This window comes from Pseudooctadecabacter jejudonensis (assembly GCF_900172275.1).
Taxonomy (GTDB): domain Bacteria; phylum Pseudomonadota; class Alphaproteobacteria; order Rhodobacterales; family Rhodobacteraceae; genus Octadecabacter; species Octadecabacter jejudonensis.
The window spans coordinates 179,786-205,040 of sequence record NZ_FWFT01000003.1; the positions used below are offsets into that span (position 1 = coordinate 179,786).

At 60.0% G+C, this 25,255-nt stretch carries 16 protein-coding genes and 1 pseudogene; 7 read left to right on the forward strand and 10 right to left on the reverse strand.

Annotated elements, in window-relative coordinates; translation table 11 throughout:
- Positions 1-19: 19 nt before the first annotated feature.
- From PSJ8397_RS10025 to PSJ8397_RS10050, 6 genes are all read right to left on the reverse strand, one after another.
- A complete protein-coding gene (locus PSJ8397_RS10025; protein ID WP_085864477.1) occupies positions 20-1,612 on the reverse strand; it encodes a hypothetical protein in 1,593 nt (530 codons plus the stop codon).
- Positions 1,609-5,940, reverse strand: a complete 4,332-nt coding sequence (locus tag PSJ8397_RS10030; RefSeq protein ID WP_085864478.1) for a jacalin-like lectin — start codon at positions 5,938-5,940, stop codon at positions 1,609-1,611. The genes PSJ8397_RS10025 and PSJ8397_RS10030 overlap by 4 nt, the downstream gene beginning before the upstream one ends.
- Positions 5,933-7,861 carry a hypothetical protein gene (locus tag PSJ8397_RS10035; RefSeq protein WP_085864479.1) on the reverse strand — a complete coding sequence of 643 codons (1,929 nt, stop codon included), beginning with the start codon at positions 7,859-7,861 and terminating at the stop codon, positions 5,933-5,935. Before PSJ8397_RS10035 ends, PSJ8397_RS10030 begins: the two co-directional genes overlap by 8 nt.
- Positions 7,854-11,366 carry a DUF6603 domain-containing protein gene (locus PSJ8397_RS10040; protein ID WP_085864480.1) on the reverse strand — a complete coding sequence of 1,171 codons (3,513 nt, stop codon included), beginning with the start codon at positions 11,364-11,366 and terminating at the stop codon, positions 7,854-7,856. Before PSJ8397_RS10040 ends, PSJ8397_RS10035 begins: the two co-directional genes overlap by 8 nt.
- A 19-nt stretch (positions 11,367-11,385) precedes the next feature.
- Positions 11,386-13,776 carry a hypothetical protein gene (locus PSJ8397_RS10045; protein WP_085864481.1) on the reverse strand — a complete coding sequence of 797 codons (2,391 nt, stop codon included), beginning with the start codon at positions 13,774-13,776 and terminating at the stop codon, positions 11,386-11,388.
- Positions 13,777-13,853: 77 nt separating this feature from the next.
- Positions 13,854-14,390 (reverse strand): hypothetical protein, encoded by a 537-nt coding sequence (locus PSJ8397_RS10050; protein WP_085864482.1) that lies wholly within the window; start codon positions 14,388-14,390, stop codon positions 13,854-13,856.
- A gap of 521 nt (positions 14,391-14,911) precedes the next feature.
- Here PSJ8397_RS10050 and PSJ8397_RS17215 point away from each other — a divergent pair.
- Positions 14,912-15,082, forward strand: a pseudogene (locus tag PSJ8397_RS17215) (hydantoinase/oxoprolinase N-terminal domain-containing protein); the annotation flags it as partial.
- A 314-nt stretch (positions 15,083-15,396) separates the two neighbouring features.
- Here the strand turns inward: PSJ8397_RS17215 and PSJ8397_RS10065 are convergent.
- The 3 genes from PSJ8397_RS10065 to PSJ8397_RS10075 all read right to left on the reverse strand — a co-directional run bounded on the left by PSJ8397_RS10065 (position 15,397) and on the right by PSJ8397_RS10075 (position 18,281).
- The gene (locus tag PSJ8397_RS10065) at positions 15,397-16,299 is read right to left on the reverse strand and encodes an NAD-dependent epimerase/dehydratase family protein (protein ID WP_159453120.1); all 903 of its coding nucleotides are present in this window, start codon (positions 16,297-16,299) and stop codon (positions 15,397-15,399) included.
- 196 nt (positions 16,300-16,495) lie between these two features.
- Complete coding sequence (locus PSJ8397_RS10070; RefSeq protein ID WP_085864485.1) at positions 16,496-17,146, reverse strand: class II aldolase/adducin family protein; 651 nt, start codon at positions 17,144-17,146, stop codon at positions 16,496-16,498.
- Entirely contained in the window at positions 17,139-18,281 is a 1,143-nt protein-coding gene (locus tag PSJ8397_RS10075; RefSeq protein WP_085864486.1) for a Tm-1-like ATP-binding domain-containing protein, read from the reverse strand. The genes PSJ8397_RS10070 and PSJ8397_RS10075 overlap by 8 nt, the downstream gene beginning before the upstream one ends.
- A 162-nt stretch (positions 18,282-18,443) precedes the next feature.
- Between PSJ8397_RS10075 and PSJ8397_RS10080 the strand changes: the two genes are divergently transcribed.
- The 5 genes from PSJ8397_RS10080 (at position 18,444) to PSJ8397_RS10100 (ending at position 23,204) form a co-directional block, all read left to right on the forward strand.
- Positions 18,444-19,094 carry a GntR family transcriptional regulator gene (locus PSJ8397_RS10080; protein ID WP_085864487.1) on the forward strand — a complete coding sequence of 217 codons (651 nt, stop codon included), beginning with the start codon at positions 18,444-18,446 and terminating at the stop codon, positions 19,092-19,094.
- Positions 19,095-19,179: 85 nt separating this feature from the next.
- Complete coding sequence (locus PSJ8397_RS10085; RefSeq protein ID WP_085864488.1) at positions 19,180-20,112, forward strand: N-acyl homoserine lactonase family protein; 933 nt, start codon at positions 19,180-19,182, stop codon at positions 20,110-20,112.
- A gap of 4 nt (positions 20,113-20,116) precedes the next feature.
- Positions 20,117-20,953, forward strand: a complete 837-nt coding sequence (locus PSJ8397_RS10090) for a TIGR01459 family HAD-type hydrolase (RefSeq protein ID WP_085864489.1) — start codon at positions 20,117-20,119, stop codon at positions 20,951-20,953.
- Positions 20,950-21,924, forward strand: a complete 975-nt coding sequence (locus tag PSJ8397_RS10095; RefSeq protein ID WP_085864490.1) for a class II aldolase/adducin family protein — start codon at positions 20,950-20,952, stop codon at positions 21,922-21,924. Before PSJ8397_RS10090 ends, PSJ8397_RS10095 begins: the two co-directional genes overlap by 4 nt.
- Positions 21,921-23,204: an FGGY-family carbohydrate kinase gene (locus PSJ8397_RS10100; protein WP_085864491.1), complete on the forward strand. Its 1,284-nt coding sequence runs from the start codon at positions 21,921-21,923 to the stop codon at positions 23,202-23,204. The genes PSJ8397_RS10095 and PSJ8397_RS10100 overlap by 4 nt, the downstream gene beginning before the upstream one ends.
- Here the strand turns inward: PSJ8397_RS10100 and PSJ8397_RS10105 are convergent.
- Entirely contained in the window at positions 23,201-24,196 is a 996-nt protein-coding gene (locus tag PSJ8397_RS10105; RefSeq protein WP_085864492.1) for a LacI family DNA-binding transcriptional regulator, read from the reverse strand. The genes PSJ8397_RS10100 and PSJ8397_RS10105 overlap by 4 nt on opposite strands.
- A 105-nt stretch (positions 24,197-24,301) precedes the next feature.
- On the opposite strand from PSJ8397_RS10105, the gene PSJ8397_RS10110 reads away from it, so the two are divergent.
- A complete protein-coding gene (locus PSJ8397_RS10110) occupies positions 24,302-25,240 on the forward strand; it encodes a Bug family tripartite tricarboxylate transporter substrate binding protein (RefSeq protein ID WP_085864493.1) in 939 nt (312 codons plus the stop codon).
- Positions 25,241-25,255: the final 15 nt, after the last annotated feature.

Consider the following 25,255-nt stretch of genomic DNA (forward strand, 5'->3'; position numbering starts at 1 on the left):
ACGCGGACACCGGTGCACGCTAGCCGGGTTCGTATTCAAATTTGACATAGAACTTGTCAAACTCCGGATCGGGGGATGTCTTGACGTCATAGGTGCTGTCGCCCCCATGGTCACCGAATGTGATCGTGAGAGGTCCGGGCACAGTCAAATTGTTCAACGGTGACAGCAGCCCGGGGCCTTGGCTGCGCCACTTGTATGTCGTGGCCCCCCGCAGCCAAGCAACGTGGTAGGGACGCCTGTGGTAATTGGCAAACCCGGCCAAAAAGATACGCCCCGCCTGCGCCACGCGGATGCGGGCAAACTCGGACCCATGTCCGTAATTTGAACTGTGGCAGGACACCTCGGCCATCAAGGTTCCGTGCCAGTCGGAATCGATATGGGTATAGGGCCGCATGATCTGAAACTTGAAGGCGCTGTTCATCCAATCAAGGTCTTCAAAGACAACCGGATAAAAGGCGTCAATGTCGCCACCAACGGTAAAGGTCTGGGGCGTGAGGGACATCGCTTGATGGGACTGTGAGGCGAAGTCAGCCCCCGTAATGGGCGCCTCAACAGTCAGCGCGCGCGCGATTGTCACGCCGTCTGTGCTGTCCACAACAGATCCCAATGTCGCAAGAAGTACCAGATCCCCATCATCGCTGTGACGCAGGTTTTCATAGGTCAGGATCAGCTGTGCCTGGCCTGGCTCGGCTTGGGTTTGCACCTCAATCACGATCTCAACGTAGTCCCCCGGCTCAAGTGTGCCGGGGGAAACCCGCCGTAAGGTGTGGTTGTCGACTTGCCATCCCCCGTGGGGCTGGCTGTGGTCATCAGCCGCGCGAAAATCCGTGACGGACGCAATGCCCACGTGATCCCCGCGTTCTGACACAAGGCCCCACTGCGCGCCAAGCTTGCCCGCGCGAAATCCAAGGTGTATTTCCGTCGCCCCGTCCCCCACCTCTGAGGTCGCGGCCAACGGGACCGAATGGCGGGCCGTATTGACGATCCGCAGGGTCAAAGTGTTCAGGGTGAAACCGTCGTTCACCACCTGATTGCCCCCGACAAACCCCGCCGAAAACGGCCCACTCAGCGCGACAGCCCCCGTGCGGATGTCCTTGATCGGAGGTGAGGCAGGCGCGTGACGGCGCAAGACCGGCAAATGGATCAGGCGCGCACCGGCGACTTCGGTGCCGCTTGGGTGAAAAAAATCGCTATACGACAGATCCACATTCGTCGCACGAGAGCCCCCCTCAGGGGCCGCGCTGATGCCATCCAGACGCACGGTCAAGGCAGCCCCGGGCGCAAGCGTGAACGAAGAGACACCGACCATCACCAAGGTCACGTCCTTGCCCGGTCGCACATCTTCCAGTGCCAACACCCATTGCGCCTCGGATTCCGGCGCAAGCGCAATTTGGTCCGTGTCGCGCAACACCCCCGGACGGAATTGCAGCCGCAAGGTGGCCGACCCGGTTGTCACCGGCAAAGGCGTGCGGTTCACAAGTGTCAGTTCCACAGTCTGCGGAGATCCCGTGATGGACAATGCGGGCCAGCCACCGGCATGGCGCAATGTCGCACTCAGGCCCGCGCTTTCGGGATGGGCACGGCTGGCATAGAACGATTTGTCGGCGCTCATGACCTATGCCCCCCCTGCTTTGTCTTCGCGCCGGGCGGCGTGGGCGTTTGACGCAATTCGAGCCATCCTTGCCTCAAAATGGGTCTCTGTTGACCCTGATCACGCATGGACGGGGGATCTATCCCCTTGGTCAGCGCATGCAATCCGCGTTCAAGACTTGCTGGCGTAAGGTCGGGGAAGGCCGCAAAATCAATCGGTTGTCCTGTCGTGCTGGGCATCAACAGGGCCGTGTCCGGGCCATCTTGGCGCACGAAACGTCCGCTCTCCACCAGCGCCTCCCAAAGCGCGGGTGCAACGGTGCCAAAGGCAGACAAAAACGCCGCGCGCGGCACCGATGGGTGGTGGGGGATATGGGTCCAGATGTCACCGTCTCGGTGCAACCAACTCCAACTGGATCCCGGCTCAGACGGCAGGGGGATCTCTATGGCGTCCGCTGGCGTCAGCAAAGGGGCCGTTCGGAACGTGGCGCGCAGTTTGTTCATGGCGGGTTCAAACAACTCAGGCAGCATTGCAATCGACTTGGTCGGTAAAACCCCTGTTGTGGCATGCACTCGGCCCAGAGGATCGAACAGCATCGTCACATCCACAGAGCCACCAGACAGCGACAGGGTAAGGGGCAAAGTCGTGCCACCTGCACCGTCGTAGGCTGCAATTCTTGCGTGCGCTTTGGGGGGAACCAGCCCCTGCGGCAGATGGAGCGTGTCGTCCGCAAACCCATCGTCCGTTTCGATCCAGTAGCCGCAAAGCCCGTCGTTCAATTGCCCGTGTTCCCCCAGACGCACCGGAATGTGGACGTTCTCAAAACCCTTCGTTGCGGCAGGGCTGCCTTCAAGGCGCGCCATGAAGGCCTGATCGGACTGGTCCGTTGCAAACGCATGTTGCGTTGAAAGGCGCAGGCGGGCGCGGGTCACGGCGATGGGGCGTCCGATCAAAAGCGCCCGCGCAGGGGCCTGCGCGGCGGCCATTGGGTCCACCATGTTGAGGCCGGCATCCAGCGTCGTCAGCAAGGCCTCCGTGAAATCCGACGTGCTGCTTTGATCCCGCGTCATCCAGCCAATGATCCTGGCCAAAGTCCGGTCTGGCACCTCCCGCCATGAGCGGGGTGCCCTCGCACGGCCCGGCGCGGGCACCCACGTGGCGCCTTCAATCAAACCGCCCAGCATATGGCCCGCGCGATCGTAGACCGCGATGGAGCCGTCATAATCGTTGGGCAAAAGCCATCCGCAAATGGGTGAACTGGCCGGATGGGCATTGCTTTCCAGATCGGCGTGTCCCGCCGATAGCCACCGAAACGTCAACCGCGCGGGCTGGCTCAGACGCACGGGCAAGCGCGCTGTCGCCCGCTTTATGTCACGGGGTGCGGGCGTCATGCGCGCCGTTGTGTGCAGCACCTTTGGCCGCCAGCTCCGTGTGCGGCCAAAAGCATCGACCGCACGCAGACGGGTCAACGTCACCTCGCCGGAACGCAAGGGATGGAACGGCTGATCAGACGCAGGCGTCACCGGATGAAAGCCCCCCAGGCCCCTGCGGATCCGCTGTGCCAAGGCCCGTTGCTCGGGCAGGCCAACGGGGTCATCCACCGTCAATTGTGGCTCATTGGTGTGCATCAACAGGTGGTCGTGGAACCCACCCAGAGGCAGCACAACGGGCGTCCCCTTCAGCGGTGTTGTCCCTTGCGTCAGCGCGCTGGAGAGGCCCTTATACCGCTCAGCGATCAAACGCCCCGCCGACGGGTTCAGCACGCTGCGGCCAGACAGATAACTCAGGTGCGGCTCTGCCAATATGGTCTTGTTCCGGGCCACAAGGTCCGCGTGATCTTGCTGCAGGGTGTAGGATTTGGTCACCAAATCAGTGGGGTACGCTGAATGGGCCTCTGTGTTGTGGTCATCCTCGGCGCGTATTTCAGCTTGCCACTCCAGCTGAACAGGCGCCCAGTCGGCGGCGGCGGACACCCAGTTAAAGACGATTTTGGCGTCGTCACCACATAAATATTCAATCAGCCCAGGGTGCACGATAACCTTGCCCACCGCATGCGACCAGTCCCGGTCGCCCACTAAATAAAAGGAACTCATCCCGTCATCAAGGACGCCGTTCGTCCGGTCAGGGGCACGGGTTTGCGTGTCGTCCAGCACCACAACGGGATCGTTGGGACGCCAGAACCGCGGACCCGGCGTGATCCCAAGATGCAGATCGGCCCCGTGATCGCCTTGCAGATGCGCCAAGACGCGCGCGTGTTGTCCAACGATCTGCGCCGCGAGGCTGTACGGCGAGGACGGGGGGGGTGTCTCGGCCACGGGTCCGGCCCGTGGGTCTGGTGTCACGACGATCCCGATGGCTTCGGTATAGGTGGCCGATCGCATCCGAAGGCCACAGATGAAATGCCCGGGCGGCGCTTGCAGCAAGAAGTGTTTGCCCGTGGTCTTTTCTGATCCGTATGTGCGTGACGTGCGGCCAAAATTCGTCGTGAACCGGATATGGTTGATCGGCTCATGGCCCCTCCACGGGCCAGTGCTGCCTTCGATCTTTGTGATGTATTCGCCAAGTTGCAGCGTGAATGTGGCCTTGTTTCCAGTGGGGCCGCCACGTCGGGTCAAGGGGCCAGCGTCAGCAGTGACAATCTGCAGGCTGTCGATGATTTCGCCATAGGCGATCCGTATTTCAGCAATACGGTCGTCAACGGCTGCGGCATCAAACGAATAGGCCGCGCCCTCTGCCCCGTGCATTTCGCCATAGGCAAACGGGTCAACCGCGACCGCATCCTGCGCCTGCGGTGCTTGGGCCGTGACCAGCATATCGCCTTTGGGGCTTTCCCCCATATAAAGGGTTCCCGTCTTCTCCAGCAGCGCCTCAAGCGGCGCAAGTTGGGTTCGCACAAGAAGATCCTCGGCGGCATTAAGATCAAACGGCACGATATCGCTGTCGCTTTCAGGATAGGCCGCGCGCATGAACCGGCTCCAGTCGGAGAACACCCCTTGCCGAAGGCTGTCGATCTCATCAAGGCGGGCGCCATACGCCTCTTGCAGCCGGTTCAAGGCGTCCAGTTCAACGGCCAGGTCATCGGACAGATCTTCCAAACCCGCCGTGCCCTCCCCCTCAGCCGCCTGATTGGGGCGCAGGGTCCAGATGCCATGCCCGCGGACCGCTTTGAATTGCTCCGAATGGCGGGCCTCACGAAGCTTTAGATCGTGGTCTAAGGGGTGCGCCGTCAAATCGGTCGCCGCAAGCCCCTGAACAAGGGCATCTTCGTTGGGGCCGGGGGTTCCGCCGGTCACCAGCGCGGCAAAGGCCTCCGCCGCAGAACTTCCGATCCCGATTGGGGCCAAATCAGGGGCCGATGCGGTTTCGGCAGGCATATCACGGGGCAGCGGCGTGTCCGGTTCCGATCCAACCGACCCTGCCACCAGGGTCCGCGCGCCGGTGGGATCGACAGCAAGGATCTTGCCGTCACCGCTATCGAGCCCAAGTTCACGTCCAAGGGTGCTATAAACCGACAGGCGGTCCCCCAATTCCCCCAGATCCTGTTTGGCATCCAGCGATCCAATTCCGGCAACTTGGGACAGGTTTTGCACGATGTCTCGGAACCCTTGGGTTACCGCGCGGACAGTGGGATCTTTTGCCCCGTCCTCATACCAGCCAAACACCCCATAGCCGAACGCGACATCCTCAGGGGGCGGCGCATCGTCATGCAGCCCAAAGATGCTCCGGCAACTGGGATAATGTGCGGCAAACAGGGGGTCACCGGGGCCGACGGCCGTAATGTCGGGGCCATAGAAATCCAGCGACGTCGCCTGTGTCATAGGCACGACGTCCGGTGACGGTTCAAGGGTTTTCACATCCAGTTCAAACTGACGGCCAAGGTAAAGAAATGGCGGGTCATGTGGATCTCTGTTTGCGCGCGGATAGGCCACCACATGGGTGTTGGGGCGCAGCACCCCGGGGTGGACATAGTCACTTTCAACGATCCAGATGCGGCGATATTGGTCAGCATTCTGTCCCTCGGCCTCCCTGCGGATCAGCCACCTGTTGGGCGCCGGTGGCAGCCACATGTCACCGACCTGCACGGTGCAATATTCAGTGCGCCGGCTTGCGCCACGTGTCATCGGTTTGGGCAGGGTCCAGTGCAGATGAACACCTGCATCAAGCCATGTACTGTGATCACCAAAGGGCGGTGCATTGACCGCAGAGGCGACATTGGCCGTGGACGCGTTGTGGTCCCGCACCCCGTCAAACCATGGCAGGATTTCATAATCGGTCGGCGGCCCGACAACCTGTCGCGGACGTGTCAGGCGCCATGCATTGACGGAAACGGGGAAAATCAAATCACTCATGGGGCAAATCAAACGTGCGGGAAATTCGGGGAACGGTCTCGATCATCTCAAAGGCAAACGCGCGGCTGGACGCGGTCCCAAGGGCTTGGGCAAGATCGGCAATTTCAAGGACGCCATTGGTTCCTTTGCGCGGGCTGACGGGCTGCCCCGCCTTGGAAAGCGCGCCATGTGTGCCATCAAGACCAAAGTGAATGGCCATGGGGTGCAGATGAACATCGACCCGCGCCAAGGGCCCCTCAAACAAAAGAAGCCTCGTCTCCGGCCCGATGGTGTCGTAGCGCAAGGGGCGCAGGGGGGTGGTCGCGCCGGACGCGGCGAACCCGTCAATCACCAAATCAGGCCAGTCCCGCACCGCACGGGACCGCACCAGAACGCCAGTGGTCTGTCGGGTGATTGCCCCGCTTGCGGCATCGACAGCCGGAAGGGCGGCGCGCAATGTCGCGTCTGCGTCGGCCTGCTGTTCGGTGACGCGTCCAATACTGAACGCGCCGTCTACAAGTGCCGCCAGCCAGACCCGGTCCAGCCGGAAGGGGGCGATGGTCTCGGGGGGCAGCACATCAGGATCGGGCAACAGATAGCTGTAGGGCACCGCGCCCAACCGCAAAAGCGCCGCGTCGAACCACTGATGAATGTCATCCGGTAAATCGGGCGCGGGCGGAGGCGGCGTCTGGGTCAGCTGTTGCGCAGCAGCGCGGGCTGCATGGGCGCATTGGCGTTTCCATTGATGCAGACGCAGCCCGATCGCCGGATCACGCAGGGCCAACAGGCGGCCCAACTCCCACGCGCTGGCATAGCTTTGATCGGTCATGTTCGTCGCCGGATCCTGGCGTGTCAGGGCGTCGGCCTGCCGCGCGGGCAGTGTGACGGCAGCGGACCGTGAAAAGACCTGAAACGGTCCCCGATACCACGCCGCGGTGCGCGCGCCCGTGGCTTTGTGCAATGCGACGGGAACAGCCCCCGTTTGCGCCAAAGGAAGGGTCGTGTTGAGCGTCGAAGACGCAATCGACAACGTCCCGTGGTCGAGACCTTCGAGGATGTGCTGCAAATCCGCTGGGGCCGCGTCGCAGGTAAAATCCCAATTGAACAGGCTTACAAACCGCAAGGTCGGGCCCGGCTTGATCTGGTCTGTCCAATGGGTGTGGGTTGTCCACCACGGTTTGGTCAAGTCGGCGTTGGGTTTGGGGGTATACTGATGTTCCAGTGAAACCAAATGCACGACATTCCGTTTGCCCGGAAGGGGCAGACGGTTGGCGATGACCACGCTGCGGGCCTCGTGGGGCGCACCTTGGGCCGTTTTCTCAACGTCGCGTACGACAGTCAGAAAATTCAGGTCCTGAGGCTTGGGCAGCAGGCCAAGTGCCAGATCCCGCGGCAGATCAATCACCGCCACGGGCGTTTTGGGGTCATCCGCCACGTCGTGATTAAGTTGCGCAAACTGGGCTCCGGATGACGGCGCCGTTCCAGCGTGCCCCGCCACCGGATGGATCAAGTCTGCGGCAGGCACGGTTTTCGCGCATCCCTCAATCTCTTCGGCATCAAACACCATCAACGCAAGCCAGGGCGGCAGATCGGCGGCGGGCGCCGTCGCTTTCGGATCACCCGGTTCGAATTGGGTTTGCAGACAGGCGCTTCGCTCCCACGGCAGGCTCGGACGGCTGAGCAAAACATGGGGTAAGACAGTCTCGAACTGACCTTCGGTCCCCCGCGCGGGAAACGACGTTGCAATCTCATTGGGTGCCAGTGCAAAACGCGGACCGGCGATCGAAATCTCTTGGGTACGGGCCGCGTTAATCCCCAAACTGCCCACATCGTGGGCGACCTCAATAGAATAGCTGCCCGCCATAAGGGACGGACGATGGTGATCGAAGAACCGCACCTGATCGTCAGGGTGCAACATGGGGCCGGTGTTTGCGCTACGCATCGAACCCTCCTTGTGCATTGGTCGCCATCCCAGTGGTATCAAGGCCCAGCGCCTGCAGTTCCTCAATCAAGGTCGCCCCCGGCGCGCCCGGCGTCGTCGGCGTATAGGTATGACCGACAGCCTTGGGATTGAATTGCATGTCTTTCACCTTCTTGGCCTGCGACGCAGACGCGACAGCCGGGTGTGCTGCACGCAAAACCGCCCCCGACAGACAGACAATCGGTTTCGCATTCTGATCAGGTTTCAGTGCCTGCCCCCACAGCGCCGGCGGATGAGCGGTGCTTTCGCTCACCATTTTGAAATGGTCCGTCACATCAAAGCGGCTGGGCAGGCTGACGACCTGAATGGTCATGGCGGACGTGCCCAGATCAGGGGTTCCGCAGGGGGCGACCCCCAAAACCGGCGCACTGTGGGTGTCGGACGTGGCCCCCATGGTCAGGTCGGTAATCGGCACCTTCGTTGAGACCCGCACCTCAAAGTTCACCGGCGACACACACGACACGCCGTCCTTCTCCGCAACAACACCTGCAGTCGGAACGATCCCAAGGGCTGCCGTTTGGCTGGCCGCACTCTCGTCGATGTCAAGAAAGCTCTCTTTGAACTTGGACGTCGAAATCGGGACCGGCGCAAAGGAGCCGCTGTGCCCGAAGTGCACATCAAACGAACAGGCCCACCAGTCAACACTGGCCACTCCGGTGAAGGGCGGGCCCCATATCTGCAGATCCGCAGAGGCAGTTGTATGAAAACACTTCCACTTTGCGCCAACCTCGAAATGAACGCGCACATCGTAATGAAACGGCTCCCACGCAACGAGGAAATCTGCAGAGAAATCCGCCCAAGCGTGCAGCGCCCCGATGCTGGCCTGCAGGTGCAAATGCCCACCCGCCATCATTGTCGACGGTGTCAGGGCGAAATAGGCGTCGCCTTTGACATAAACCTCTGGCGTGATTTGATACTTCAACTCGATGCGCGGGACGGTGGGATAATGCGACGGTTTGTCAAAGGCGGGGTGATAGCCGCCCAACGTCAAAACGAAATCGCCGCCATAGATGTGTTGGTCCGGGACGTCCTTTAGCCAACTGTAAAACGCAAACCCGCCAGACAGATGGCACAACGGACTGTAGACATAGGACTGCGGGCTGATCCGCGCCTCGACCGCGATGCGCCCTTCTGCGGGGATGACGCGGGCCAGCAAATCAAGCGTCACACGCGCCATGGCTGGCACGTTTGGCGGCGCCTTGGGCGGGGACGTCAGCGTGGCGGTGCCCACGATATCCACCTCAAGCTCCTCACTCAGGGCGGCCACAAGAACGGCAAAGCCCTCAAGCAACTTGAACGACGAGAATTTCACGCCCACGGCAATGAAATGAGCACCCAGTTTAGGGTGAACATAGTCATGCAGGGCGGCCGCTTGTGCCGCAGGTGTCGTGGGCCCCGTGCGGGCGGGATCAGCCCCAACGATCAGCGGGAATTCGTGGATCTTGGACACAGGCGGCAATGAAAGGTGCCGGTGCAGCCCGAACCCCGCGGCGAGGCCTTCGACAAAGAAAAACGGCGGGCCACCGAGGGGCATGCTTAGCACCCCATAGACGAACATGGACGGGGTGCCATGGTCCATCGTAAAGGCCCCCAACGCATTCAGCGAGAACTGGCTGGTGCTCAGCGTCAGCGCCCCCGCGAAATCCCCATCCTGATTCAGAAACGCCCCCCCGATCTCCAGCGGGCCACGCGCAAGATCAACCCCCAGCCCATTGAGCCGAGGCGTCAGTTGGCGCGTGCCAAAGTCGTAATGCGCACTTAGGCCATCCACGCTCAGATGAAGGCCCATAAGCCCAAGTTCTGCATCAAACGCCACGTCGATCGACTTGCTTTTCGGGTCAAAGAAATACCCCAGCCGTTTGATATGCAACGGGCCAAGATGCGCATCCACGTCGCTCCAGCTCAGCGCACCGGGCAAAGCGGGTTGCGGGCCTTTGGGGGGCGTATCGGGGGGTTGGGCCGCATCCGGTTTTGTCCCCAGATCGCGCGCGCCAAAGGTGCCCTCAGGCGTCAGGTGGGCCTCCAATTTAAAGCCCGGCGCCATCGCCGGATCAATGTGGATCCCTGCAGGCATGGCTTTGGCGGCGGCTGTGGCATCCGCATCCGTAAAGCCCTTGCCACGGTAGGCAGGGATCATCGAAAGGCCAAACTGCCCGCCCTCTGGCAACAAGGCCCCTACAAGCGGCAGATCGCCCATTTCGGACAGGTCTATGCCTGCGTTCAACTCAGCGCCCAAAAGCATCTGTGCCTTGCTGTCCAGCGCAATAGCCGCGGATTTGACCTCAAGCGAGACCCCTTTTGCGGGTGGACCAAAGGGGGATTTGCCCCCCGAAAACGCCGCAATCAACTGATCAAGCGTCATTTTCGCATGACCAGCCGCATCAAAACTGGCCACCAAAACCGCTGCGCCGTGATCCTCGAACGCGATCTTGAATGTGACGTCCTCAATGGTGAGGCTGGCAGAGACATCGAAGTCGGTACCAGTCTTTGCAATATGGACAACAACCTGCGCCGCATGCGACCAATCCAACGTACAATCGAGTTGGAAATGATCGGTATGCGTATCAAGGGCGAGACCAAGATGGGTCAGGCTTAGGTCTTTGATCACATTGGGTAATTGCGGGGCTGTCATGTGCAAATCGACCGCGATGGTGCCGACCAGATCCCCAATCGACAGCCGCCCTGGCGGGGCATCAAGTTCGCCCGCCAGACGCCATCCTTGGCGATCCACCTGCCCCGCCGCACTCAACGCCAGCGGGGCCTGACCCTGCACGGCAATCTCCACCTTCGCCGCTGCCTCAAAGCTGGCCTCTTCCCCCGCCCCTGCAATCTCCAGGTCGGTTGTGACGTGCACGATGCGGACGGGGCCCATCGTGACGACATCGGCCAGTTCCAGATGCACGGCAAGAAACCCTAAAGGCAGGGATGCCTCAACGGTCAGGTCTTCAATAACGGGCGCGGTCGTCCCGTGACACAAATTGCGCGCCGTCAGGAAATCGATGGCCGTGGCATGTTGGCTCGGCGCCAATGTGCCGGTGATGAACTGGCTGGGCAGATCAAGGGTCACATCAAGGGTCATGTCCTCAACGATCAACCCCGCCGACACAGTACCCAAAAGGCGCGTGCCCTTTGTCTCCAAATGAACAGACGCATTGTCCAGCTTCAGGTTGATATCATCTGCGAGGGTGAGGCCAATTTGACCCCATTCAACCGTGCAGGCAAACGCACCGCCCCAGACATCCGGCGTGCGTGTCAGGCGCAGATCCGAAATCCTGAGGTCGGGCAACGTCATATCTGACGGCAAGAAATCTCGGTTGCCTGAGATATCGGCGATCAGCGCCGCAATATCACGCACGGCGATGCCCGGCTCTTCGACAACCAACCCCTCAGTCGTGATCTGAAACGGGCTGCGCGCATGGGGATGCGGCAAGTGCTTCAGAAGCTGTGTTTTCAGGAATTCGAACATATCCACGGTGACCGCCCCCCTACTGGCTGAACAGCAAAACGGGCGGCACAAGCAATTCTGCGTCGCGTTTGGCGTTCATTCGGGTGAGAGAGGCCGCGCGCTCAGCACCGAAATCCTGCGGAAAATAATGCGGCGGGATATGGTATTCGTGCAGCGAAATCACACACTCCGTGCCCACACGACTGACCCGCGTCAGATCAAAGGAGGTTTGCGCAGCAATCTCGGGCACCACTGTAAAGGGCGACTTGACCTTCTTGGGGTCAAAGCCGTCAAACGACTTGAACTGCTCAGCCTCTTGCAGATTTTCATCGTAGTTGCCCTGGCTTGAGAACGGGTTGACGCTTTCGCGCGTCTTGCCCTCCTCAAGGTTGACCAATGGGTTCCAGCCTAACGAGAACAGCCCGCGCGTTCGGTCTTCGTCCTGCTGGACGCGGTAGCGGATCCGGATCACCTGCGGTCGGATCCCTTTGACCCGCACGCCTGGCTTGGCCGCAAGCAATTGCTGCACCAAGGGCAGATCAAACATGTTCTTGACGCGGAAATCCTTCTTCACAAACGTCAAACCTACAGGGTCTTCAAACGCATGACTGAGTTCGATCACAAATGCATCGGAGGCATCCGTGTCCTCAAGCATCGTGTCAGGTGAGGCCCGAAAGGCCGCGCGCAGCTCCCGATGGCTGATGCGCAGCTGCGCCTCCATGGCCTCTTCCAGGGCGATCTGGTCCTTCGACAAGGCCGTTTTGTTATTCACGCTGAGAGGCGACAGCGCCTTGCAGGCTTTGGTGTAATCAATGATCCGGCTGCGCAAAACCGACATGCCGAACGTCACGCCGCTCCCATTGGGCAACGCCTTATAAGACTCCGTGCCCTTATCGTCGAACCATTGCGCCGTCACCGTCCTGTAGCTCATGGTCACAAGATTGTATTCTGTCTCAGTGGGCTTTCCTGTTGTGCCCTTGCCAAACCCGGACAACGCGCGGGTTTCCGTCACCAATTTGGAGGCATAGGTCACCACTGAATCCTGCGTATTCAACAGTGTCCGGCCATGGCCCGGGGTGAAGCTTTGATACCGGCTGCCGATCCTTTTCTTATAGCACTTCCCCTTAATCTGGGCGACGGCCCGGGGCATGATCTTGCTGTCTTTTTGGCCCAACTGGGGCAGGACAATTTTGGCCGTCGCACTGGCTGTGGCATGTCCTTCAACCACGTTGACATCAAGATAGCACTTCGGGACCTCTCTGGCTTTGATCGCCGTTTTCGCAATCGCGTTAAAGTGCGTCATGTCCCGGATCCGACGCAGAACCTTCAGGTGGGTCTCGGCCTCGTTGCGGCGGTGATGGGCTGCATTCTTAAGCAGGAACGTCATCTGATAGCCCCGCGGCGCGGCCACCTTCCCGCGGGACGACGCAGCCAGATCATCCAACTTCTCCCGCGCATCCTGATACAGCGTATCGAAACGTTCGTAGGCCTTTTCCAGATCGGCAATCAGATCTTTGGTGCGCAGCTTTCCCAATTTGCGTTTGTTACGCAGGGTGTCGGCCGCACTGGCCAGCATATCGCCGATGCTCCACAGCGCATCACCCCCGCTGCGGCTCACAAAGGCCGTATCGTGGGTGTCCCAAACGTTTGCCACATCCTGCAAAGGGGTCCCCGCCGCACCGCGGAACGCAGCCATCTTGCGCGCAAGGAAATTGGTGCTGTGTATCGGCACACCATCCCCCAAGGCCAGTTTGCGCCCCTTTCCCACCAAAATAAGCCATGCAGCGGCTGCATTCTTGGCGTTCTCTTTGAAAATGCCGTTCAGGTCTCTCTTGATCAGATCGGCGTTGTAGCTTGGATAGTGGCTTGGCACCGGGTCACACAGACGCGTGGTGACACCCATGCCGCCCAGATCAAGCTCACCCCCGATCGCGGCCCCTGTTTCATCCACGTCGCCCGCATCACCAAAGCCCGCCCAGACACCCACCTTTCCATCGATGCCGTATTCCCAGGTGCTGCCACGCAGAAAACTCAGACAATAGGGCCGATCCGTGGACCAATCCGTGCGGGCGATGGGCGCCTGATCTGCGGGGCTGGGGTTTTTGGGGGGCAGTGGGGGGTGCTTGATGTCCGCAAACCAAGCCACCCGCGCGCCCCGATGCAACGTCAAAATGCCGTGCGCGGTCCCCGCCCCTTTGGCCTTCAGGGCGGCGTCAATATGGACACCGGGGCACACAAAACTGCCAAAATCAAACGCCAATCCCAATGACAGGCCCACACCAGTTTGCGCATAGGCGGTGCTCATCTGCCCCTTGAGATCCTGCCCGATGCCACGCAACCTGCTGTAGTAGTCGATCAGCACCTCTTCGTCTTCCTTGCGTGTCTGCAAAGTGTCAGACAGCAACCGAAGACTTTTGGTGTGCGGGTTCATGGCCGCACCGCGCGCGGGGCCTGCACGACCGCACCGATCACCGTGGTGTCACCCAAAGGGAGGAAATGCCTCACGCCCTACCCCTCCGCCGGTGCCTCCTTCGGCTTTTGCGTCGGGACAATCAGCCCGCTGAACAAGGTGAACGACGCCAAAAGAAGGCCGGACAAAGCCGTGTCCTGAATATTGGTCCCGATCAGCGCAAAGACCTTCGCATCAAGGGCATACACCCAGATACAATAGGCCACGGCCGCCATGGCCGCATGCACTTTCCAGGCCTGATTGCCCGCTTGGTCTGCCGCCATTTTGACATAGACGAACGTCGCAAACAGCCCGATGACCACCGTTGCGACCGCCACGATCGCCGTTGTCATCTTCACGTCATCGCTGCTTAGGTTTTCGCGATCGACAAGGCTATTGGCAAAGATGAAAAATGCGATCACCTCAACCGGGATATAATTTCGCACGCGGTCGATGTAGCTTTGGCGCTGCGCCTTCGTGCTGAGCGTCCCCGGTGTCCCCGGCGTCCCTTCGGGCACTTCGATTGCCGCGGTAGAAAATGTAATCCCCCCACGATTGGCGGTCTTTGGATGGATCGCACGATTTGCATTCGCCATTTTGTCCCCACAATCACTTTAATAAAATCTTTAGGGATGATCCTTGCATCAATTGCCCCACTTGACCACGTTTTTTAGATAACGCCGTTTTGTGACACAAACAAACAGGCGGACCTTGCGACCTTTGTCGCAACTTGCGCCTGCTTCGGATGCATGCATGATTCCGAAAAATTATCTTTCGGCGCGCGATGATAAGACGTCAGTTCACCTTCAAACAACTCAAGGGCTTGGGTGTCGGACTGCTGCCCCGTTCGCTTGTGTCAGAGGACATAAAGGCAGGGCGGCTGGCCGCGCTCGACGCAGACCGGATCGCGCGCCCCTTGTCATTCTATGCGAGATACAACGCGAACCGCGCTTTGTTGCAAAGGCCTGCGAAATCGCAGCAAGCCTTCGGTCAGCCAAACCTTGGGATAAATCAAATTTATCAGGGACCGAACATCAATTGATTTGATTTTTGGCCAGTCGCAAGACCCTATGGCCTCAAACTTACCTGTCCTTGATGGGGCTTGATTGAGATCGAGATGACTGCTGTTTCTGTTCGCATGGATGTCGATATCGGCGGCACATTCACAGATGTTGTTCTGGAAAACGGAAGCACACAGCACTCAGTCAAAGTGCTGACGACCTACGAGGCGCCAAAGAATGCGATCATCGACGGGATGTATCAGGTCTGCGCCAAGGCAGGTAAAGCCCATCCCACCAAAGCTAAGGTGTCGTCCGCGTCGGAGGCGCCTTCATGGGCGCGTCTACCGCTTGGGTTTTGCCCACCAACAAAGATCTCGATAGCTGCGCCCAAGTCGATCACCTACTTCCATCGCGGTCAATCCATCTGCGCGATTGCGGATGTGTTGGACACAGACCGCAAGGCGATCACCCACATCCCCCATCGCGGATCCGCTGAGGCCTTTGCCAAGAAACACCGCGCGGTCGGGCAGACCATGGGGACGATAAGCGACCATGTGGGCCGCGAACCAGGCGCAGGCTTCGGCCTGGTCCGGCGCGCGGGTCAGGACTGGAAATGCCGGATCATTGCGGCAACACCGTCGCGGTACGAAGTCGGCACAAAATCAGGAAATCGCTGCCGGAACTTGTCGTCTGACATGATGTAATCGCTCTTGTATTGGTAGGTCATTTCATGAACCTCTCGGATCAGCGGCTTGAACAGTGACAGACCGCGCAGGATCACATCAGGCACATGTGCGACCTTGTGGGACGTCCCGAGTTGTTCGTTAAAAAGCGCGGCCATATCTGACACGCGAACGGCTGGCCCGACAGGAAGATGAAATTCTTCGCCATATGCGGCATCGTCCAGCGCCAGTGTCACCAGCGCGCGGCCTATGTCTGCGGTATAGGCATAGGTGTGGAGCGGACCCTCGGGCATAGCAACTTGGGGCCGCTTGCCGCGCAGCATATGTTCAAGAAAGCTGATGTAGAAAGGCGAATTCACCGCGCCCGGGCCGTAAAAATCCGCCGCCCGCCCGACGGTCGCCCGCACGCGACCGGCACGATGCGCTTCCATCAGGATTTCGACTGCGGTCTTGCGCGCCGCGCCTTTTCGCGAAGGCGGCTGTCGCGACGTGGTCTCATCAAAGGGCACCGGGAGTGGTGCCGGCCCATAAAGGTAAACGTTGTCGAGATAGACAATCCTGGTCCCTGTTGTCTCACACGCGGCGATCAAAGCCTGAGAAATCGCCGGAAAACCAGTCGTCCAGAGATCAGAATTGTAAGGCAGGCCGACGCAGTGATACACGACGTCCGCATCTTTCAAGACACGCTCCAAGGCATCGGCATCCATCGCATCGGCATCGGCACGTTTCAGCGCCTTTCCATCAAGGCCCTTCGCCGCAATGGCCTCAAGGGTTGCGCGTCCGATGGCCCCATCGGCTCCGAGCACAGCGTGATATCCCATCCCCAAGTCTCCTCCCTGCCAGACCCGCTGCCTATCATCGAAAGGAGCCATAGAATAGTCGAAAGGTCATCGAAAGTGGTCTGGAAACCGCAGCATTTTGGGGACGAAACCAGACACGCGTTCAAGGCGCAGCATGAGCCTGATCAAGACTTTGGTGGGCGACAGGGACGGCCTAATGCTGCGCAACTTTGAGGGCCTACCCGCCCGCGCGTGCCTCTGCGGCGGTGCCGTATTGCGGCAGGTCGGCTTGGCTTTTGCCGTGGGCCGCCATCAAGGTGTCGCGGACGTAGGCGATCTGGGCGGTCTCTTCGATGATCTCAGCAAGATATTGTGCCTTCATCAGCGTGGCCCCAACGCCGATGGTCCCGTGATTGGCCAAGACAGCGGCGACCACCTTGGGATCCTCAAAAACGGGGCTGATCTCGGCGTCTGTTTGCGGCCCGCCTTGAGGCGACAATGGGATCAGGGGCATGCGCCCGATCTTTTCAATGGTCTGGACCGTCAGACACGGGATTTCCAAGCCTGCACTGGCATAGCCTGTGGCCCAGGGGCTGTGACAATGCACGATGGCGTTGATGTCCTCGCGGATGCGGTACAGGTCGAGGTGAAAGTCCAGGTCTTTGGACGGTTTGTGCTCGGACGGCTCAATCGTTCCGTCCAGATGAACCACTTGCAGATTGTCCCGCGTGCATTCGTTAAAGCCCACGCCCGACGGCTTGATCACAATCGCATCGCGGCTGTCCAATCGCACGGACAGATTGCCACCCGCATTGGTTTGCAGGCGCAGGTCGAAGCAGCGTTTGGCAATGGCGATCAGGGCGTCTTTCTTGTCAGCGATGTCAGACATGGGTTTCTTTCATGAAGGTGTTCAGGGTGGCCAAGATGGCTGTGGTGATCTCGGGCGAGGAGATATGCGCGTCGATGACCTGCAAACTGATATCGGCAGCAAGCCTCGCGTGCGCGGTTTCCAGAAAGACGTCGCGCAAGGCAGGATCTTCGATCGCGCCGCCCGGACAGTCCTGATGCGAAAAGCCCCCCATGGGCACGATCAGTGCGCGTGGTCCGGTATTGGCGTTCAGCGCGTCGATCAGGGCGGTGGCAATCTGTGCCATCTCATCCGGGGTGACTTTGGCATGTGTGAAATAGCCGGAATGTTGGTAATGCGGACGTTCAAGATAGTCCGGCGCCAGTGTCGAAGGTTCTCCGAGCCCGATGAAATTCGCAGCCCCCGGCACCACGATACGCGGCAAATCGCCCCCTGCGCTGAACCGTGTGGGCATCGGGATATGGACCCCTGCGATATGAAGCCGGGTGACCTCATGCGGGGTGAGGTCAACGATGGCCTTGAAGGCTCCGGCCTGCGCAAACCGGGCAAAGCCCGCGCCGCCAAAACCGTTGGAATGAAACACCGTGGCCTCATGCCCTTGCACGGTCAAACCCGACACAAGGCCTTTGACCGCGGCCTCCGTTGATCCAAGGCCCGTCACCCCGATGGAGCGTTCAACTTGGGTGCGTCGCGGGCCGCCACAGAGCCCTGCCACCATGGCGGCGGCGTTCTGGATCACTTCGCGAAGGGTGTCGTTCAGCCCGCAAATGTCGACCAGCGTCGGGACCAACATGACAGAGGTTTCAGCCACCGCCGCACGGGGGTCAAACGGCAGCGGGGTGATCAGCACCTTGGGGAAGGTTGCAGGCAGGCTTCGAAAAATGCGCATCGCAATCTCGCCGCCGGTGCCACCGCCCAACGCCACAACCGCGCAAGCGCGACCCAAATCCTGTGCGAGTGTCCGTACCGCTGCCTGGATCTGGGCCTCCATCGCGTCCAACTTGCCCAAGCTGTCCAAAATCGTGCCGCCCGACGCCAAAGATATGTCGAGAACCTGTGCTTTTGCGCCTTTCTCAGTTAGGCAAGTGACAAGGTAGTCAGTCTCGTCCTGCTTGGTTTCAAGCGTAGACAAGACGATGACCTTTGCGTCATTCATTGTGTGTCCTTGTGCGGGCACGTCAGACGGTTCCCTGGCTGTTTTCCTTGGCCTCTTTATTTTGTATACAAAACCAAAGGTAAACCTGCAAAATTGCGTATCTGACCAATCTACTATATTTGAAGACCATATTTTTCCGGACCAAACCAAAGTGAAAACGGCATGAAACCAAAAGACTCAGACAAGCTTTCCACCGGAAAGCGAATTGAACAAGCGCTCCTGACAGAGATCAGCGTTGGCAAACTGGAGCCGGGCCAAAGACTGGATGAGGCTGGACTGGCCGAGAGGTTTGGCACGTCCCGCACCCCCGTCCGCGAGGCGCTTTCGCGCCTAACCGCTCAAGGTGTTCTGGTCGAGGGTGAAAAGCGGGGCGTATTCGTGGCTGAATACAGCCGCGAAGAGCTGAGCCAGATTTTTGAAGCCATGCACGAAATTGAGGCCGCCTGCGCCCGAATTGTGTCCCTAAGGCTAAATTTCCTCAGTAGATCAGAGATTGAGGCAGCCCAAATCGTCTGTGAGGACGCCGCCGCATCCGGCGATACCGCCCGTTTCATCCAAGCCAACGAAGACTTTCATATGGCCATTTACCGCGCGACGGGCAATCCTTTCATGGCTGAAATCGCATCCGAATTCCGCCGCCGTACAGGCCCGTTCCGCGCCAAGAAATTCGCAACCCATGAGGACTTACTGGCCTCCGCGCAAAGCCACCGTGATTTGATGGCGGATATCTTTTCCAGAGACTCGGCAACCGCATCCAAAGGTATGCGGGATCACATGACGCTCAGTTTCATGGAAACGCTCAAAGCAAACTAAGACCCCCATTTCAGTTTCGCCTTGCAAATGTATCCCGATTGTCATTTTTGTATACAAAATTTCATTGACTGACCTGGAGACCCCCATGAGCGTGGCCGAAACCAAAATTTACCCGATCAACACTGGCTGGCTTGAGGCCGATCTGGGGACCTATATTTTCTGGAAAGGGCCCGCCGGCAAAAAGTACTGGAACCCGGTCTATTGCCATTACATCGACACCGGTGACCAGAAAATCCTGATCGACACAGGCCTGCCCGACGAGGCCCGCGCGACCAAGTGGCACCACAAATGCGACAAACGTGGCTGCCTTCAGGTGCATGAGCATCTGGAACAAAAGCTGGGCGTGCATCCCGATGAGATCGACGCGATCATCTTCACCCACCTGCACTGGGACCACGTGCAAAACATGAAAGAGTTCAAGAACGCCCGCTACATCGCCCCCAAGGCCGAGATCGAAATGGCCTATAACCCCCTGCCGCTTTACTACCGCACCTATGAGGCCAATATCGGCGTCCAACAGGCCTACGCGGGCTGCGTGTTTGAGGCGATTGACCAAGAGACCGAGATCTTCCCCGGCATCACCATGTTCCACACGCCGGGCCATTCGGTCGGTCACATGGCCGTCGCGGTTGAGACCAGCGCGGGCACAATCTGCGTCGTGGGCGATGCGATCTTCGTCGAACGCAACCTTGAACCCAACCCGTCCGAGGCGTGGCGCTACTGGGTGCCTGCGCGTTTCGTGAACTCCGTCGAAGGCTGGAAATCGGTCGAGGAGATCGACAAGCGCGCGGACTACGTGCTGCCCTGCCACGACGAAGCGGCCAACGCGCGCTCTGACGTGTTCCCCTATGAGGGCATGCCCATCCGTAAGCGGCGTCAGTCGATCCCGGGCTACAAGTTCTACTTTGGGGACATGCCTGCTGGCATGGCCGACAAGGCGGCGCCCGCGATGCGCTCAGACGAGGTCGATGCATACATCGCCAGCCTGACGGACCCCAAGGACATGGCGGAATACTGACCCTGTGACCGGCGTTCTGAACAGTTTGACTGAGATTGCCGGTCAGTATGACGGGATCGTCCTGGATCAATGGGGCGTGCTGCATGACGGCACGGCCCCCTATCCTCAGGCCTTAGCCGCAATTGACGCCCTCGCCCGGACCGGCACGCGCTTGGCGGTACTGTCAAATTCGGGCAAACGCGCGGCCCCGAACCTCGCACGGATTGCAGACATGGGATTTAACCCAGATGCCTTCGAGGTGGTGATGACCAGCGGAGAGGCGCTCTGGCGCGACATCCACGCGGGCCGGATTGACGCTGTGCGCTTTCATGCCATTGAACGCAGCGTGGGCGATGCTGCGCACTGGGCTGGGGGATTGGACATTGATCTGGTTACCCTCGATCAGGCGCAGGCCGTGCTGCTGATGGGCCTGCCGGACGGGGCCATCCTGTCAGATTGGGTCCCCATGTTGGATCAACTCGCCGCGCGCGCCCTGCCGATGTATTGCTCGAACCCTGACCTTGCCAGCCCCCGTGGCGGAGGGGCATTGGTCGTCTCTCCCGGGGCGCTCGCACAGGCCTATGCGGTGCGGGGGGGACAGGTTGTCTATTACGGCAAACCACATCTGCCCATCTTTCGGGCGTTGGAGACGGCGATGAACAGCACCCGCTTGCTCATGGTCGGGGACAGTCTGGACCACGATATCGTCGGTGCCCATGGCGTGGGCTGGGACAGCCTGCTCGTGCAAGGCGGGTTGTATGCCAGTGCTTTCGCGCATGGGTCGGAGGATGCTGTGCTCTCCAAATTATGCGCCGACAAATCCGTGCTGCCGCCAACCTACCGAATAGGGACGCTTTCATGACCATCGACACCAGCATTCTGACAGATGATTTCCGCGCTCTCTCCGCCCGGTTGGGCCAAGACCCGCTGCAGGTGCAAGGGCCGGGGGGGAATACCTCGATCAAGCGGGGCAACACCATGTGGATCAAAGCGTCGGGCACGGAATTGGCCGATGCCGAGCGTCAGGACATCTTCGTGGCCGTTGACCGCGCGGCCGCAGTGGCCGAAGCGCGAGAGCAGGCTGGCGATGGCAGTTGCAAGTCCACCGTACTGGATCCTGCCATTTCCCTTCGCCCGTCGATTGAAACCACATTTCACGCAGCCCTTGACTGGCCCGTCGTGGCCCACACGCATTCGGTCGCGACATTGGCCCATGCGATCAGCCCCGACGGACGCAAAGTGGCCATTGAGAAACTGGACGGCCTGCCCTTTGTTATGGTGCCCTATGCCAAACCGGGCTTGCCACTGACACGCGAGATTTTGGCGAAGGCCACGCCTCAAACGCAGGTGTTTATCCTGCAAAATCACGGGTTGATTGGCTGCGGGACGGATGTGCGCGAAGTCTCCGAGATCATCAACGAGGTTGAATCCCGTCTGGCCTTGCCCAAGACCGAGTCTCTATACAAGGTCCCGACGATGCCTGCTCCGGCAGGACTTCACTGGGCTGACGAAAGCTGGATGGCACTGGACGAGGCGATCACCACATGGCTGGCGGGCGGGTCGTATTATCCCGACCACGTTGTCTTTTTGGGGCCGGGCCTGCCGCTTGCCGACCATGATGGAACCCCGCCCGCGATCTTGCAGCCGGGCGTTGGCATCCTGTTGCGCGATGACGCCACCTCAAGCCAGCGCGCAATGCTCAAATGCCTGTCTGATCTGTTCTTGCGCCTGCCGGATGGCTGGAACGTGGAGGCGATTGGCGAAGCGGCAGAGGCAGAATTATTGAACTGGGACGCCGAGAAATACCGTCAGGCGCTCGCGGCGCAGACATGAGCCTGTCGCTTGGCATAGACATCGGCACCAGTGGGATCCGGACGGCGGTGATAGATGACGCGGGCACTGTCGTGTCCATGGCGCGCGCAGCGCATTTGCCCCAAGACCCAGATCGAATTGACGCTGAACATTGGTGGACGGCGGTGCGAACGTGTCTCGTGACACAAGTGGCGCGGTTGCGCGCAGCAGGTCAGTCCCCCGCCGATATCGCGGCCATTGCCGTGGATGGCACATCGGGCACGATGGTTCTGACGGACGCCAACCTCGCGCCCGTGACCCGCGCCCTCATGTATAATTCGAAAGGGTTCGAGGCTGAGGCCGCCCGCATCGCTGAACACGCGCCCCCTACTCACATCACCCGGGGGTCCTCCTCGGCCCTGGCCCGGGCCATGCGGCTGCGGTCCGAAGACACGGACAATCGGGCCGCGCACCTGTTGCATCAGGCCGATTTTATCGCGGCAAAACTGATGGGGGTCGGCTGCGGTTCAGATCACAACAATGCCCTGAAGACCGGATTTGATCCTGAAACCGGACGCTGGCCGGACTGGATCGGCGCCGTTTTCCCGACGAACCTCTTGCCTGATCCCGCCCCCGTCGGCGCGCTTTTCGGCAGCATTGATCCAGCGCTCGCGACCTCATTGGGGCTGTCCCCAACCACGCACATCCACGCGGGCACGACCGACAGCATTGCGGCGTTTCTGGCGGCCTCCCCTGTGCGGGCGGGGCATGCGGTCACGTCCATCGGGTCAACTCTGGCGATCAAACTGCTAAGCACGCAGCGCATCGATGCGCCTGAGATCGGGCTGTATTCCCACCGGCTGGGGGACCAATGGCTGATTGGTGGGGCGTCAAACACCGGCGGGGCGGTGCTGGCGCATTTCTTTACACCAGACGACCTGGAAAGGCTCACGCCGCAGATCAGGACGGATCGGCCCACGGGGCTGGACTATTACCCGTTGATCAAAGCGGGTGAGAGGTTCCCGGTCAATGACCCGGATTTGCAGCCCTGCCTTTCGCCCCGCCCGGACGATGATGTGGTGTTTCTGCAAGGCCTGCTCGAAGGGATCGCGGACATCGAAGCACGTTGCTATGCCGAAATAGCAGCGCGCGGCGGGGGCGACCCCGTCCATATCTTCTCAGCCGGGGGGGCCGCGAAAAACACGGCGTTATTGCAGATGCGCCAAGCACGCCTGCCCGCTTCAGTTTCCGTCACCGAAGACACCGAAGCCGCGATTGGGGCCGCGCGGTGTACGATGCTGACGGGGTCATCTGGCCCTTAAACCGTCGCCCCCTCGACCAGTTCAAACCCCACATCCGTGATTTTGGACACCGGCGTGTTGGTCAATGATTTCAGCACATTGCGCGCCGCGATCCGGCCAATATCGTACCGAAAGGTGCGGATCGTGGTCAGAGGCTGCGGCAGGGCTTGACCCATCTGCAAGCCGCTATAGCCCACCAAGGCAAGGTCCGTCGGAACAGACAGCCCCTGTTCAAGGCAATGCAAAGCCCCGCCAATCGCGGCGATGTCATTGGCATAAAAGATCGCGTCGACCTCAGGCGCCTGTGACAAAAGCGTGCGCGTGCCGTCTTTGCCCATGGGCATATCGGGGGGCATTTCAAACAGATCCGGTGCGATCAAATCGAACCCCTTTTCGGCCAACCTGTCCTTGATCGCGGTGTATCGGGATGCGGCCGAAAAATCGTGGTTGCTCCAACCGATATAGCCAAAGCTGCGATGGCCCTTCGACACAACATGGTCCACGAGGATGGTCGATGCGGCACCGTGATCGAACCCCACGGCCATGTCGATGGGTTCCCTCTGAAGCTGCATCAGTTCCACCACAGGAACGCCTGCATTCTCAAGGATCTTTCTGGTGCGGGGCGTGTGGACACGGTTGGCCATAATCACCGCCGCCGGACGCCACGACAGCATCGAAATCAATTGTTCCTCTTCGATTTGCTCATCATAATTGGTCACGCCCACAACGGGGTTATAGCCCGCCTTGGCAAGCTCCTCGGTGATGCCACGCAGCACTTGCGCAAAGACATTGTTCACCAGCGACGGGATCAGCACAGCCACCTGATTGGACCGCGTCTGCGACAAAGCGCCGGCCAGTTTATTGGGCACAAATCCCAGATCCTGAATAACTTGCGTGACATGATCGCGGGTCCGCGCGGAGACCACGCCCTCGCCGCGCACCACGCGGGAGACGGTGATCTGCGACACTCCGGCAGCGGCGGCCACGTCTTTGAGGGTCAAACGGTTGGGCATTACGTCAGCAAGACTACCCTAATTGTTAACGAGAGACAATTTGTCAATATTCTTTGCGAAGAATGGCCGTACTCTCGATTTCAGATTTTTTAGGGTAGAGGTCTGATGAAAACCACGACATTTACACTTGGCCTCGCCGCGGGCCTGACGCTTGCAGCAGGTGCTGCCATGGCAGAATACCCTGATCGCACGATCAATATGCTTGTGCCGTTTGGTGCGGGCGGCGGCACGGATGTGCCTGCCCGTTTCTTTGCCGCTGAAATGGAGGAGATTATGGGCCAGAATAGTGTGGTCAGCAATGTCGAAGGCGCAGGCGGCACCGTCGGTGCCACGCAACTCAGCGAAGCGGATGCCGACGGCTACAACCTTGGCTTCCTGCCCCTGGGCACCATGACGACCCAGCCGCACCTGCGCGGCACCTGCTACAACAACGAAAGCTGGACACCGATCTGCATGGTCAGCCAAGGGCCGTTCAATCTGGTGGTCGCGGACGACAGCCCGATCGAAACCATGGATGATTTCATCGCACAGGCCAACGGCGACGGTCTGAAATTTGCAGGCGCGGGGCCAGGCTCCATGGCGCATCTGGAACAGCTGTCGTTGAACAACGCGACGGGTGCGGACTCTCTTTACATCCCAACGGGTGGCGGCGGTGAGATTGCCACAGAAATCAACGGCGGTCGCGCTGATGCAACGGCATGGTTTGCCGATTTTGACAGCCGTTTCGGCTGGCGCGCGTTGGGCATCATGTCTGACCAGCGGTCCGAGGCGCGCCCCGACGTGCCGACCATGGCAGAGCTGGGCTATGACACCCAAGTGTCCGTCTGGTTCGGTTTCTTCACGCAGGCGGGTACGCCTGATGACGTGGTGGCCACGCTGTCTGGCGCATGCAAACAGGCCGTCGCGACAGACAGCTTTGCCGAAAACATGGCTGGTGCGAACCGTTTGATCCGTTACATGGGGTCGGACGAAGTCGGCCCCTTCTTCAATGAAGCGTTTGAATTGAACGGACAGCTTCTCAAAGACGCTGGTCTTTTGAAGTAAGCAAGCAAACCAACC

What these genes read in the sequence shown, in the direction of transcription:
- PSJ8397_RS10025 (WP_085864477.1), bottom strand. Translation starts at nt 1,612, where the DNA reads ATGAGCGCCGACAAATCGTTCTATGCCAGCCGTGCCCATCCCGAAAGC.
- PSJ8397_RS10030 (WP_085864478.1), bottom strand. Translation starts at nt 5,940, where the DNA reads ATGAGTGATTTGATTTTCCCCGTTTCCGTCAATGCATGGCGCCTGACA.
- PSJ8397_RS10035 (WP_085864479.1), bottom strand. Translation starts at nt 7,861, where the DNA reads ATGCGTAGCGCAAACACCGGCCCCATGTTGCACCCTGACGATCAGGTG.
- PSJ8397_RS10040 (WP_085864480.1), bottom strand. Translation starts at nt 11,366, where the DNA reads ATGTTCGAATTCCTGAAAACACAGCTTCTGAAGCACTTGCCGCATCCC.
- PSJ8397_RS10045 (WP_085864481.1), bottom strand. Translation starts at nt 13,776, where the DNA reads ATGAACCCGCACACCAAAAGTCTTCGGTTGCTGTCTGACACTTTGCAG.
- PSJ8397_RS10050 (WP_085864482.1), bottom strand. Translation starts at nt 14,390, where the DNA reads ATGGCGAATGCAAATCGTGCGATCCATCCAAAGACCGCCAATCGTGGG.
- PSJ8397_RS10065 (WP_159453120.1), bottom strand. Translation starts at nt 16,299, where the DNA reads ATGGGATATCACGCTGTGCTCGGAGCCGATGGGGCCATCGGACGCGCA.
- PSJ8397_RS10070 (WP_085864485.1), bottom strand. Translation starts at nt 17,146, where the DNA reads ATGTCTGACATCGCTGACAAGAAAGACGCCCTGATCGCCATTGCCAAA.
- PSJ8397_RS10075 (WP_085864486.1), bottom strand. Translation starts at nt 18,281, where the DNA reads ATGAATGACGCAAAGGTCATCGTCTTGTCTACGCTTGAAACCAAGCAG.
- PSJ8397_RS10080 (WP_085864487.1), top strand. Translation starts at nt 18,444, where the DNA reads ATGAAACCAAAAGACTCAGACAAGCTTTCCACCGGAAAGCGAATTGAA.
- PSJ8397_RS10085 (WP_085864488.1), top strand. Translation starts at nt 19,180, where the DNA reads ATGAGCGTGGCCGAAACCAAAATTTACCCGATCAACACTGGCTGGCTT.
- PSJ8397_RS10095 (WP_085864490.1), top strand. Translation starts at nt 20,950, where the DNA reads ATGACCATCGACACCAGCATTCTGACAGATGATTTCCGCGCTCTCTCC.
- PSJ8397_RS10100 (WP_085864491.1), top strand. Translation starts at nt 21,921, where the DNA reads ATGAGCCTGTCGCTTGGCATAGACATCGGCACCAGTGGGATCCGGACG.
- PSJ8397_RS10105 (WP_085864492.1), bottom strand. Translation starts at nt 24,196, where the DNA reads ATGCCCAACCGTTTGACCCTCAAAGACGTGGCCGCCGCTGCCGGAGTG.
- PSJ8397_RS10110 (WP_085864493.1), top strand. Translation starts at nt 24,302, where the DNA reads ATGAAAACCACGACATTTACACTTGGCCTCGCCGCGGGCCTGACGCTT.